Source organism: Arthrobacter sp. V1I7, from assembly GCF_030817015.1.
Classification (GTDB): Bacteria; Actinomycetota; Actinomycetes; order Actinomycetales; family Micrococcaceae; genus Arthrobacter.
The window spans coordinates 41,142-53,614 of the sequence record NZ_JAUSYS010000001.1 but is presented as its reverse complement, the minus strand read 5'-3'; the positions used below and the strand labels follow the sequence as shown (position 1 = coordinate 53,614).

Here is a 12,473-nt window from a genome sequence, read left to right as displayed (position 1 = left end):
CTTTCCGGTACGTCACCCGCCCGGTCTCCACCACCGTCGGGCTTCTGATCCGGCGATCGCCATCCTTCGGCCCGGGAAACCCACTCTGCCTCTGATGGCTTCAGCTGATTCATCAGTAGCTATGTACGTAAGTACCACAAGCAGCATATTCCCTAACCCGGATTTTGCATCGGTCGTCGGTCGGGGGTGTTGATGGCGGCTGAGCGGCTGGCGTGTTGTCTGGGCGGATTCCGGGCACCCTCGACATGGCCTCGGGCAGGGCGGCACTGCCTTTCCGACGATCTGTCCGCCGACTCAAGGTCCGTCAAAGGGTGTCGAGCCAGGCGGACATGACTTCATAGGAGCCTGATACGACCAGTCCCATTACCGTTCTGTCTGCCCACCTGGCCCGCGCCCCACTCATCAGCCATCAATCCGACTGGGGGCAACTTCCATCTTGACAACCGAAACAACCAAAATCATCGCCGGTATCGACACTCACGCCGACACACACCACGTGGCCGTCATCAACGAGCACGGCAAGCCCCTCGCGGACCGGGAATTCCTGGCCGTGGGATCCGGATACCGGAAGATCGTGGAGTTCATCACCAGCCACGGCACAATCACCGCCGTAGGGGTCGAAGGAACAGGATCCTATGGAGCCGAGATCTCCCGGATCCTGCGCAGTGAAGGCCTGACCGTGCTGGAGGTGAACCGGCCGAACCGGGCAGCGCGCCGGCTGGAGGGCAAGTCCGATCCGCTGGACGCCTACCAGGCCGCCCAATCAGTACTCGAAGGCCGGACCACATCGGTCCCGAAAGCCAAAGACGGTCCCGTTGAATGCCTGCGAATCCTGCGCGCCGGACGCACATCGGCCCTAAAGGCCCGCACCGCAGCCATCAACCAGATCAAGGGCCTCCTCGTTTCAGCCCCGGACAAACTCCGGGCAAAATACAGAGGGCTCGGAACCTCCGCGATGATCACGGCCCTGCAGCGCATCCGACCTTCAGGCCATATGGCTGACCCCGAGTACGTGTGCCTGCTGACACTGAAAGCCCTGGCCACCCGATGCCACTCACTCACAGCAGAAATCGCCACCGCGGACGCCGCGCTCCAGGAAATCCTCGACACCTATGCACCGATGCTCTGTGACCTTCCAGGTGTCGGAACGGAAGTAGCCAGCCAGCTCCTGGTCACCGTCGGAGACAACCCGGACCGCCTTGGAAACGAGGCCCAGTTCGCTGCCCTCGTCGGGGTCGCACCCATACCCGCATCGTCCGGCAAAACAACCCGTCACCGGCTCAGCAGAGGCGGCGACCGCAACGCCAACCACGCCCTGTATCAGGTCGTCCTGGTACGCATGGCATCGTGCCAACGGACCAAAGACTACGTGGCCAAACGCACCGCGGAGGGCAAGAGCAAACGGGAAATCATGCGCTGCCTCAAACGCTACGCGGCCCGGGAAATCTACCGCCAGATCACCAACCCCCAGGCAGCCCCAGCCAACACCGATCTGCGCCAAAAGCGCACCACACTCGGTCTGACGATCACGGCCGCAGAGGGTTAGGCTTTGCCACCTAAGGACGCGACGAGCACTGCGGGCCCCGGCTCACGGCATTGAGGCAGAGCATGAACGAGCTGCCATATCTAACCGAGGAGCGAGTCTCTCGGACTAATCCAATGAATTCGCTGCCGCCACCGTCGCCTTCGCGGCCTGCGGAGCCTTCATCCATTCGCTCAGCCACGGGGCCCGGGACGCTCGAGGTGATGCGGCAAAGCTCTGCTGTCACCACGCCTGACGTTATGCGCCACTCTCCGTCCACGATGCACAGTCCTCCGCCAGGGCTGTGGATGCACTGCTAAACGGGCCGGTTGCGCAGCCATGGCAATGGCTATCGGAAAAGGGTTGGCTACAAAATGGATACTGGTTGGCGAAGCATCCCTATACTCTGGCCGAATCAGCTGACGACTCATAATCTGAGGTCGGGAGAGCGAGCCTCCCCGCCGCTACAGAAAAAAGCCCCCGGGATCCTTGCTTGATTCCGGGGGCTTTTTGGTTCTTAGGGGTTAATCCAGTCGGAACTGAATTTCTTAGTCCACTTCCGGGAGCAGTTCATTGGACCCGCTGGGCTTTTTTCCTGTCTGGACTTGCTGGCTCCGTCCGGACAAATCCGGACTGCCTATGGCTGGTGGACCGTCAGGTTTCCCTGTTCAAGGAGCTGCACGGTGTTTTCCCAAACGGTTGCGCCGCCCGAATCCTTGATGACTATCTTGACCGTGTCGGGGGAGCCCTTCTTGGCCGAATTGCCGTTGCGGTTATCTGTCACCGTGGCCGTGTAGTTGTAGCCATCCTGGCCGTTCCAGCGTCCGTCACCGGACCAGCTTGCGGTCTTGTCCACCACGTTCAGGGCGTCGACGGAATAGCCGTGGAACTTGTCGCCGGTCCTGTGGTCGTTGACCTGCAGGTTTCCCCGAAGACCTTGGTCATCCAAAGTGACAGTGGTTCCGAAGGTGACGTGGCCGTTGGATTCGCTCAGGCGTCCGCCGCCGGTTATCTTGCCCTGGCCCTGCGGCGGGGTGGTGGAGAAGGATCCCGCCTTGAGGAAGACTGCGCTGTCCAGGACGGAGTCGCTGCCGTCGGCAATAGCCAGCTTGATGTGGTTGGGTACGCCGTTGTTGACCGGAGCCATGCAGGTCAGGACGGTGGTGAGCCCGTCGTACTGGACGTTCAGGTGAGCGTCGGTGTTGTCCACGAAGAGTCCGGCATTGCTCCCAGGGTTGATGTTGTTGATGGTGATGGGCTGGGTGCCGCCCAGGCCGTCGTCGACCACCGCGCAATTGACTCCGTTGACGAAGAAAGCAAAGGAGTCATTGAACGAGGAGCCCACGTATTCGAGGTATTCCTCGGAGGCGAAAGCGTACTGGAAGAACACAGTGTCCGCATTGGGCGTGAAGTCGAATTCGAGGACGCTGGCATCCAAGGTGGATACACCGGACAGGGCTGTGAGGTCGGGATCCCCGGCCAGGCCGTTGGCGGTGGTGGTCCCCGAGTTGTTGTTCGGCCCAAGGGCGTTGGCGGCCGCTCCGCTGGTGAGGATGACGCCGGAGTCGAAGCCGACTGTCGTGGCACCGCCGGCGAAGGTGCCCGAGGCGTTGGTGCCGCCGGTGTAGACGACGTTGCTGATGGTGACACCGGCGCCCACGAGCGACTGGGCCAGACCGGTCGAGGTCTGGACGGTGAGGTCGGTGACGGAACTGACGGCCATGGCGGCTGCCGGCGCGCTGACCAAGGCGGCGACGGCAACGGCAACGACACCGATACGGACACAGGGGTGGGTGGTGAGGGTTTTCATGGGGGCCTCCTGGTTTTGAGCGTGGAGTGAGCGGTGTGATTTCTGTTTTGCGCGGCGAGACGTGGTCGAGAGCATATGCCCGGGGACAAGAGGCCTACCAGCGTGGTGAGGGGCTTCCCTGTACCCGCTTTTTTCGCAGACGGTACCCGTCTTTCAGTCCGGGCTACTCGCTGCCGAACTCTTTCCAGTAGCTGGAAGTCACCAGCCACACGTTCCGCACGGGCATCCGGGCGACGGCCAGTTCGTTGACCAGGGCCCCGCCGCGCTCCAGCTTCGTCAGGCGCGCATGCACCGCGTTCCGTGCGAGGCTGAGCGTCCGGGAAAGTGCCAAGGCGCTGGCTTCCGGGTCCTCGTCGAGGGCGAGGATGATCCTGGCGTCCAACGAGTCGGGGATACGGGGATTCGGGGTGATCATTTCTTCATCTCAAACAGTAGAAGTTGAGCAGAAATCCCAATGGCTCCAACGTATCTTGCAACGCTTCAGGTCACTTTCATGGTCGAGCCTGATGACCGTGAGCAGATCCTGACGGCACCGTACCGGAAACCGGAAGGATGAACCGCTACCCGAACACGGCCGCCCTCGAGCTCCGCGAACGGCTTGCCGGCACGTGGCCCTCCCCTCGCGGTGTTTCCTCGGCAAAAGAAAATTTAGGTGTGTCCCGGACAACCCGAGTAGACGTTCACTTTGTTGATTTTGACACCTATAGGAGCATCGTCGTAGACACAGCAGGGCCAGGGATGGCCGGCTGCGACGGACAGCACTGGACCCAACAGCCGGCCGCGTCAGCGGACGCCCGAGAGCTGTGTCTTGGTCCCCGGGGTGCCCGCCCGTCTTGTGGGTGGGCCGTGGCAGGATGGGGTCCATTGTGGACAGGCGGTTGCGGCGCGCTCCTGACGCGGAATGGGTGCTGATGTACCGGCTCGGACTGAGCCGGCAACGCATTGCTGAGCTCGTGCGCGTTCATCCCGCCGTCGTCGGGTACCACCTGGTGATCGCCCGCCGCCAGGATCCGGGACTCGAGGCCGAACACCTGGCGGCCGCCGGCGCCATACCCGTTCCTTACCCCTCCCCCAAGGACCTTGCCCGCATGGAAGAGGTCATCGCCTGGGTCTCAGCCGAAGGCCGGCTCCCTGACGGCCGTTGCCGAGAGCAGCTCACCGGCATCTAGCGCCACGGGTTGAGCGGTGAGGGTTCCCCATAAGGATTCTCAATGATGTTGTCAACGGATTCCTGAGCCTATGGTTAGGGGCCGAGGCGTTTGGAAGTCGTCATTCCCGGGTCGGGTCTGCGGGCTTTGCTGTTGCTCATGGGTTGTTCCTTTCACGTGGGCGGGGCGGCACCTTTACCGGGGTCCCTTCTCCCCCGCCATGTTTTTGCCTGCTGGCGGAGCTTCGCGTAGCTGTGCCCGGCGGAGCGGGTATGTATGATCCTCAGGACAGCAGTCAAAAATGACATAGGAATCGCTTGTGCAGCCCGAGCGGAGCGAGGTCCTTTGGGTGCCCATCACAGGAGGGTGTAGCGTTCGACGGCCGGCCCTCGGCTTGATGCCGGTGGCGCACCGCGTCGCCGGCGTGATAGCTTTCCGGTAATCGTGATCCATCGGCAGGAGGTGAGACCCATGTATGCAGTATCCGCAATGGGTGCTCCCTGGAGTCCGGGATCGCGCGACTGAAGTAGTCGCCGCAGGGAGCGCCCGCCAGGCAATTCGCGAAAGGCGACTCCCATGAACACGACACCTTCTTTAGCTCTGCGCTTCACCTCGACGACGGCCTCCGACCGGCCGAGGTCTGACCAGGATCAGCCGCAGGTCGACGCCACAAAGCGGGTGCGCGCCGCGGGCGAGCGAGCCTTGGTCCTCGGTGGCGGCGGATCGACAGGCAACGCGTGGCTGATCGGCGTCATCGCCGGCCTGTTCGATGCCGGGCTGGATGTGACCGACGCTGATTTGGTCATCGGGACGTCGGCCGGATCGACGGCCGCGGCCCAGGTGGTTGGCGCGACCCCAACCGAACTGCTTGCCGCTATCCTGGCCGCGGCGCCCCAGCAACGGACCGGTCCGGTCGGATCTGACGGTGGACACGTTCCGATCAGGCCGGCGGCGGATCAGATGGAGAGAACGAGCAAGATCATCGCCGCCGCTGAGGATGCGGCTGACATGCGCCGCAGAATGGGCGCGGTGGCCTCGACATGGATGCGGCGTCGGACGGTTCCGGGCAAACACAGTGGCGCGCTACCGTCGCCGCGCGGCTGCCCAGTCAGCGCTGGCCGCAACGAACGGTGCTCATCACGGCGGTCGATGCCCATACCGGTGAACCGGTCGTGTTCGACCGCCATAGCGGAGTCGACCTGGTGGACGCTGTCGCCGCCAGCTGTGCCAGTGGCTTCGCATACAGGATCGGGGACAACCGATATATCGACGGCGGCTACCGACGCAACGAGAATGCTGATCTGGCAGCCGGATACGGGCGAGTGCTGGTGCTGTCGCCATTCGGCGGCAGAAAACGGACGCCGTTGCAGTGGGGCAGGCATCTTGCAGCACAGGTCGACGAGCTACGCGCACACGGCAGCAGAGTCGAAACGATCTTCCCGGATAGCAACTCCGAGCACATGTTCGGCGCCAATGCGATGGATCTGTCGCTGCGTCCTCCCGCTGCCCGGGCTGGTTACAACCAAGGCAGAGCCCTTGCCGCGCAGCTCACCGAATTCTGGTGCTGACGCACTCGAACCAGTCGACCCGGTAGGCGTGACGAGACCTGCTAATGCCTCGGAGGCCGATGGGCGCGATATGCCTCACGCTACCTTCGTGCGCCCTGACCTGGGCCCTTTGGGAGCACTAAACGAGGTGAGGCCGGCATGTCAGGGGCCGGCCTCAGTTTTCCCTCAGCAAAAGGAAACCCGTGGGGCAGCGTCGTCGCTGCCTGATCGTTAGTTCAGCGGGGATTTTTCCCAGGAAATGTCAACAATGGAGGGCCCCTGCTGCATGGTCAGCATGGACAGCTCAAGCACGTCCTGGGCGTGGGTTGCACCAGCGGGTGCGGCGTCCTCGTCCGTGAGGATGAAGTCGTGGCTCATGCTGCTCCCTGGCGTGAGTGGGGTCCGTTGCCTTCTCACTGTAGCCCGGCGGAGTCCTTGCCCCTCTCGTGGGTGCTGCGCCCGCGTCAGCGTTGATCGGCGGCCGGAGGAGCGCCAGCGGGGGAGGCCGCCGACGCGCCCGGGGGGCCGGGAACCGTTGGCAGCTACCTCAAGGGCTTTGTCTATGTTGTCGACCTAGAAGGCCACGCGGTGCATGCCGATGTCGTTGGGACGAGTTGGGTTCGACTCGATCGCTTTGGGGTGGATGTATTCGAAGAGCTTAAGTCGACCATGACCGTCTGGGGTCTGGAGCATCGCAATATTGGCGTGGTTGCATCAAGTCCGACGGCAGTTCCGACGGCAGTGTCGGTCCACTCGCCGCTGACCGTGTCACGGCCGACGACCAGGAGCCCGAGGTCGGTGAAAAAGGCGATTGTTGCTTCGAGGTCGCGAACGGGCGCACCCCCTAAGCCTCGATCCACCGGTTGTGTTTGATGGGGCAGGGTCGTTCTGATCTGGGTCCGGTTCGGTCGATGGGCATGACGGGGTTGCCGGCCTTGCTGCCGGTGGTGTTCCTTGGTCCTGGTTGCGCCGAGTCGGCTGGGTGGTCAGATGGTGGCGGTCCGTGGTGGCCCGCAGGCCGCTTCGAAGAGATTTGACCAGCTGGTTTCCCAGGGCCAGTTGGCGGGCAGGTGCAGGATGATTCTCCGTGCCGAGGTCGCGATCCTGGCGGGGACGGTGATGATTTTTCGGCGGATGGTTCCGCTGCGTGCCTTGCCCAGGTCGGTGCTGGCGAGGGTGCCGATGGCGCGTGAGAGGTTGAAGGCGATGGCCGCCAGGACCAGCCAGGCTGCGTTGGCGGTGAATTTTCCCGAGGGCAGGTGCGCCAGGGCACTGTCTTTGAGGTCTGCGTTGACCTGCTCGATTATGGCGTGTTGGCGGTGGGTTTTGTCTGCGGTGACGGTGTCCAGGGCGCTGGTGGTGAAGAAGGCGTGGAAGCGGTGGGTGTCGAACAGGGTCTGTTGCCCCGCGCTGGCTTTGGCGTTCAGTTCCGGGATCCGGCGCACGACCAGGCGCCCGTGGATGCGTTCGGCTTTCTTTCGGCCCACGAAGGCAGTGAAGGCGGTTTCGGCGACTTCCGCCGAGGAAATCCAGGCTCCGGTGGTTTCATCGCGGACTGCGTCGGTGTATTGGATTGTGGTCCAGGCCTGCTCGTTGATGGTGGCGATGGAGCGTTTGACGGCCGGGTCCATCCTGGCGGTAATGGACACTTTTGCGCCTGCGCGGTGGGCAGCGGCGACAACTGAGTGGCCGTAGAACGCGCTGTCGGCACGCAGCAGCACCAGCCCGGTGGCGTCCTTGCCACGCAGCCGTTTCACGGTGGCAAGGATGTCACCGATGAACTTCCCCGCCCCGCGCGGGGACCCGGAGCTTCCCTTGCGCAGCCTCGCGCCGATGATGACCGGCGCCGCGGTCGCGGTCGAGAGGATCCCGATCAGCGCGTTCAATCCCCGGACCCCTGAGTAACCGTATCCGGAACCCTGTTTCCGGTAGCCGTGGACTTCCTTGATGGTGTCGTCGATATCGACCAAAGCGTAATCATCGATACCGGAGGCGATCGGGGCCACGGCGGCGACGTTCACCAGCCACCGGGCCGCGAGGGCGTCGAGCTGGCGGACATGGCCGAAAGTGAACGCCCTCAGGAACGATCCCAGAGTCGACGGGGCATATGCGCCGGCGAGAGTTTCTTCATCCCGCCGTGCCGCAGCAAGGCCATGTCATCGATGGAATCGGCCCCGGCGACCATGCCCGCGACCATCGCAGTGACCTTCAACCCCGCATTTGCGCCGAAGTATCCGGGCAGCGTCAGCCACTGATCAGCGAGTTCGCCCAGGCAGGTTTTCATCGCCAGCGCCATCGCCGGGACCAGCCCTGCGGCCGACACGAGATTGGAATCATCGAACGCGGCTGACACGCGCGTGGATCTATGGAAAAGTTGCACCTACGAGATGCCTCTCGGATTGGCCAAACGGAGTTCTAGACAAACCCCATTTTTGCCGATCCGACAGGCATTCTCCGTTTAAACCGCCGCTCCAACCTCAACCCGACCGGTGGATCGAGGCTAAGCGCCGGTCCTATGACTCATTCGGCTGGCCCTTTCGACAGCACCGGTTCCGGCGGCCGGCGAAAATGCGGACCCGGCCGGAGATGACAGGAACAAGCCCGATCCAAAGGATCTTCCAGAAGGGCTGTACCAATATTGTTCCAGACTGGACCGGTCGTGGCGGACCTTCATTTTGGGTACTGGCGGACGCGAATCCTAGGCAACCCAGCGTGAGCGTTCACTGGGCTCGGATGCTGAGGGGACTCTCGAGAGCCAGTCCATGAAGGTCGACATTTGTTGTCCGCCCTTCCTGTCCCCCGGCCTGCGCGGGCTTTCGCGCTCGAATAATTAGGGAATGCTTGTATGAGAAGAATTGTGTGCGCTGCGATGGTCAGCGCGTCGGTATTTGGGCTTGCAGCGTGTGGGGGCTCCAGTGAAGCGGCGCCGTCGACGTCAGCGTCTCCAAGCCCAAGTCAGACGCCAAGCAAAACCGCCACGCCGAATCCTAAGCCCACACCTACGGGCCCACCCAAGAGTGTCCGAGGTAATCTCGTCGCACATGTGGGCGACGTGCTCCAGCTGAAGTACAAGGGCGTCGAAACCGTTACTATCACCGTCAAGGGCATCACCCCCAATGCGGCGTGCCAGTCGTACATGTTCGACGCCCAACAGGGCCAGTCCGTTGTGATGGACATGGAGATCACGACCACTCCGGAACTGGCCCAGGACCCGTACCAACCGTTCACCACGATCGTCGATTGGAAGGCAATCACTAGCGGTGGCACGACAGTGAACGGCCGAATCGACAACATTAACTGCATCACGCCCGCGGAGCGGGTCCCGTCGCAGATCGGTCCTGGCGAAAAGATCGTCGGAAAGATGGCGTTCGACGGGGTCTGATGCTCCTATCGTGTGTCAAGCGGTGGCGAGCCAGTTTCTGTAGCGATCGGCGAGTTCGGGCAGCGGCCGGGCTTTGCGCTCGATATCGGAGATCCGGGCGGGCCACGTGCTTAAGGCTACGGCCACTTGACTGAGGGTGATGTTCTTTTTCGTGCGAATGGCGCGGAGGTCGGCTTGGACCGTCCTTACTGCTGGGCTGGTAAGGATGCGGTAGATCTCTCGGACGATGGCCCTTTTGAGGCAGCGGATGATTTCCTTCTTGCTCTTGCCATCCTGTGTGCGGCGCTCGACGTAGGCGCGGGTTTTGGGGTCGTGGCGCATTCGGACGAGTGCGATGCGGTGGAGGGCGGCGTTACCCTGTCTGTCGCCGCCACGGTTGAGCCGGTGGCGGGTGGTGCGCCCGGAGGACGCCGGGATTGGCGCGGCGCCGCAGAGCGCGGCGAACGACGCTTCGTTGCGGATCCGCTCTGGGTTGCCGCCCGCGGTCACGACGAGTTGCGCGGCGACCAGGGTCCCGACGCCGTAGACATCCAGCAATGCTGGGTGGTGCGCCTGGACGAGTTCATGCAATTGCGTCTCGATGCCGGCGACGCGGTCTGAGAGCTCCTGGTGGGCGCAAGCCATCGTCTTCAGGGCCAGCCCGGCGGCGTCTTCAGGGCCGGCCAGATCGGATCCAGGACGACTACTGGCCAGACGGCGCAGCAGCGCGTCCGTGTCCAGGTCCCGGTATCTGGCGCGGACCGGTTCTGGAGCGGTGATCAGCAGCCCTTTAATGGCGTTGGAGATCGAGGTCATGGAGGAGACGAACCGTTTCCGCGCGCCGAGCAGGAATCGGATGGATTCAGCGGCGGTGTTGGTGTCTTTCGGGATGGAGATGCCACGGCCGGAAAGCACCGTACGGGCAGCTTCGACTGCGTCGACAGGATCTGATTTCCCATTCATCCGGCGCACCTGCCGGGTAGGGCGCAGGACTTCCAGCACGGTGTGTCCGGCGGACTGAAGGGCCCGGGTCAGGCCGGCGCCGTAGGAGTTGGTGCCCTCGACACCGATCCCCCGGACGGGGCCGGCTGAGGCTACGGCATCGATGAGCGCGGCATAGCCACGGCTGTCCGCCGTGAACGTCGCGGTGGAGACCACCGCGCCGTTCTCGGTGAGAATGGCAAGGGTGTGAGTGTCGGTGTGGGTGTCGACCCCGGCGACGCGTCCGGCCGCGTCGACATCCGCTCTCGCGTGTGGCATATGGTGTCCTTCCAAGCAACGGTTCGGGTTGTCACCGTTGGCCCTGTCGGCCGCAGACAGGACGCTGAAGGGACGCGCACCATGGCAGGGCCAACTGGTCATGGGATCGGTCATGCTCCTATGAGGTCATGAACCGGCAGAGCCCACGGCTGGTCCCGGGAACGCAGGACAAATCAGGTCAAGGACAGGTCCCCCGAAGGGGGCCGCCAGTCAAGTATCGGGTCACTGCATTCCCGGACCCTTCCAGTATCAGCGTCAAGTTTTCGGTGTAACTGGTTTTGATTTTATTTCTTGCCGGCGGACAGGCGTCCGTCGAAGGTGACTTCGAAGGCATTGAGCGCAGCCTTCCAGCGGTTGGACCAGCGTTGTCGGCCCGTCCCGGTGGGGTCCAGACTCATGACCGCCAGATAGACGCATTTGAGCGCGGCCTGCTCCGTGGGGAAGTGTCCGCGGGCATTCACGGCTCGCCGGATGCGCGCGTTGATGCTCTCTATGGCGTTGGTCGTGCAGATGATCGTGCGGATCTCGCGGTCGAACTGCAGGAAGGGCACGAACTCGGCCCAGGCGTTGGTCCACAGCCGGATGATCGCCGGGTAGCGCTTCTCCCACTTCTCGCTGAACTCCACGAACCGGTCCAGGGCATCGGATTCCGACGCCGCCGTGTAGACGGGCTTGAGGTCCTTCGCGATCGCGGACCAGTCCTTCTTCGACGCGTAGCGGAACGAGTTGCGCAAAAGGTGAACAATGCAGGTCTGGGTGATCGTCTGCGGCCAGACGGTGGCGATGGCCTCGGGCAGGCCCTTGAGCCCGTCACAGACCACAATCAGGCAGTCCTGGGTGCCGCGGTTCTTGATCTCGGACAGGACCCGCAGCCAGTACTTCGCCCCCTCCCCGTCACCGTGCTCGCCCGCCCAGAGCCCAAGAATGTCACGGGTGCCCTCGCAGGTCACCGCCAGCGCCACGTAGATCGGCCGGTTCGTGACCTGCCCGTCGCGGATCTTCACGATCACCGCGTCGATGAAGATCACCGGATAGACCGGATCCAGCGGTCGGCTCTGCCAGGCCGACAAACCCTCCAAGACCTTCTCCGTGATGGTGGAGATCGTCTGCTTGGAGACCTCCGCGCCGTAGACCTCGGCCAGGTGGGCGCAGATCTCCCCGTACGTGAGTCCCTTGGCGGACAGCGAGATGACCAGGTCATCGAGCCCGGACAGGCGGCGCTGCCGCTTCCTGACCAGCTCCGGGGTGAACGAGCCGTCCCGATCCCGCGGCACCGCGATCTGCACCGGACCGGCCTCGGTCAACAGCTCCTTGGACCGGGTGCCGTTCCGCGAGTTCCCGCCGTCCCTGCCAGCCGGATCGTGCCGGGCGTAGCCCAGATGGTCCTCCATCTCGCCCTCCAGCGCCGATTCCACGACCATCTTCGTCAGCCGGGACAGCAGCCCGCCCTCACCGGTCAGCCGCAGGCCTTCCGCACGCGCCCGCTCACTCAGCTGCTGCACCAACTGCTCATCCAGCGCGTCCGCCGGAGCCGGCGCAACCATGCTCGTCGCAGCAGTCACATCACTAATCACATCAGTCACGGCAACCTCCTAATTCTCTGGAGTTACACCGTTTAAATTACAGTCCCGTTCGACGTGCCACCGGGCGCGGGAACACTCATTTGGCGCCCCTCCGGCGTCGCCAGCGGCTGGGAGTGGGCCTACCCTGCCCAGTAAATAGCCGCGGATTAGCCTTCCAACCATCAGTCAGGGTCCCTCAAACGATGTGCAAATGGGGTCTTTTGAGGGTGGTTAATGGGTGCTTTCCTCATTCTGCCCGTGGC

7 protein-coding genes and 4 pseudogenes are annotated in these 12,473 nt (G+C 63.3%); 4 read left to right on the top strand and 7 right to left on the bottom strand.

Annotated features, from left to right (window positions below):
• Nucleotides 1-436 precede the first annotated feature (436 nt).
• Nucleotides 437-1,546, top strand: a complete 1,110-nt coding sequence (locus tag QFZ69_RS00195; RefSeq protein WP_306914714.1) for an IS110 family transposase — start codon at nt 437-439, stop codon at nt 1,544-1,546.
• Between the two features lie 613 nt (nt 1,547-2,159).
• On the opposite strand, the gene QFZ69_RS00190 is transcribed toward QFZ69_RS00195, so the two are convergent.
• The gene (locus QFZ69_RS00190; protein WP_306914712.1) at nt 2,160-3,332 is read right to left on the bottom strand and encodes a choice-of-anchor L domain-containing protein; all 1,173 of its coding nucleotides are present in this window, start codon (nt 3,330-3,332) and stop codon (nt 2,160-2,162) included.
• A gap of 250 nt (nt 3,333-3,582) precedes the next feature.
• Nucleotides 3,583-3,747, bottom strand: a pseudogene (locus tag QFZ69_RS00185) (AsnC family transcriptional regulator); the annotation flags it as partial.
• Nucleotides 3,748-4,198: 451 nt separating this feature from the next.
• Here QFZ69_RS00185 and QFZ69_RS00180 point away from each other — a divergent pair.
• Nucleotides 4,199-4,501 carry a hypothetical protein gene (locus tag QFZ69_RS00180; protein WP_306914710.1) on the top strand — a complete coding sequence of 101 codons (303 nt, stop codon included), beginning with the start codon at nt 4,199-4,201 and terminating at the stop codon, nt 4,499-4,501.
• Between the two features lie 555 nt (nt 4,502-5,056).
• Nucleotides 5,057-6,048 (top strand): annotated as a pseudogene (locus tag QFZ69_RS00175) (patatin-like phospholipase family protein).
• A 210-nt stretch (nt 6,049-6,258) separates the two neighbouring features.
• On the opposite strand, the gene QFZ69_RS00170 reads toward QFZ69_RS00175, so the two are convergent.
• From QFZ69_RS00170 to QFZ69_RS00160, 3 genes and pseudogenes are all read right to left on the bottom strand, one after another.
• Nucleotides 6,259-6,405, bottom strand: a complete 147-nt coding sequence (locus tag QFZ69_RS00170) for a hypothetical protein (protein ID WP_306914708.1) — start codon at nt 6,403-6,405, stop codon at nt 6,259-6,261.
• A 198-nt stretch (nt 6,406-6,603) separates the two neighbouring features.
• A pseudogene (locus tag QFZ69_RS00165) lies at nt 6,604-6,887 on the bottom strand (hypothetical protein); the annotation flags it as partial.
• A 126-nt stretch (nt 6,888-7,013) separates the two neighbouring features.
• Nucleotides 7,014-8,407: pseudogene (locus QFZ69_RS00160) on the bottom strand (IS1380 family transposase).
• A gap of 672 nt (nt 8,408-9,079) precedes the next feature.
• Here QFZ69_RS00160 and QFZ69_RS00155 point away from each other — a divergent pair.
• Nucleotides 9,080-9,409 (top strand): hypothetical protein, encoded by a 330-nt coding sequence (locus tag QFZ69_RS00155; protein WP_306999838.1) that lies wholly within the window; start codon nt 9,080-9,082, stop codon nt 9,407-9,409.
• Between the two features lie 15 nt (nt 9,410-9,424).
• Here QFZ69_RS00155 and QFZ69_RS00150 read toward each other — a convergent pair whose 3' ends face one another.
• Both QFZ69_RS00150 and QFZ69_RS00145 read right to left on the bottom strand, forming a co-directional pair.
• The gene (locus QFZ69_RS00150) at nt 9,425-10,648 is read right to left on the bottom strand and encodes an IS110 family transposase (protein ID WP_306912914.1); all 1,224 of its coding nucleotides are present in this window, start codon (nt 10,646-10,648) and stop codon (nt 9,425-9,427) included.
• 284 nt (nt 10,649-10,932) lie between these two features.
• Nucleotides 10,933-12,192 (bottom strand): IS256 family transposase, encoded by a 1,260-nt coding sequence (locus tag QFZ69_RS00145; protein WP_306919544.1) that lies wholly within the window; start codon nt 12,190-12,192, stop codon nt 10,933-10,935.
• Between the last annotated feature and the right edge of the window lie 281 nt (nt 12,193-12,473).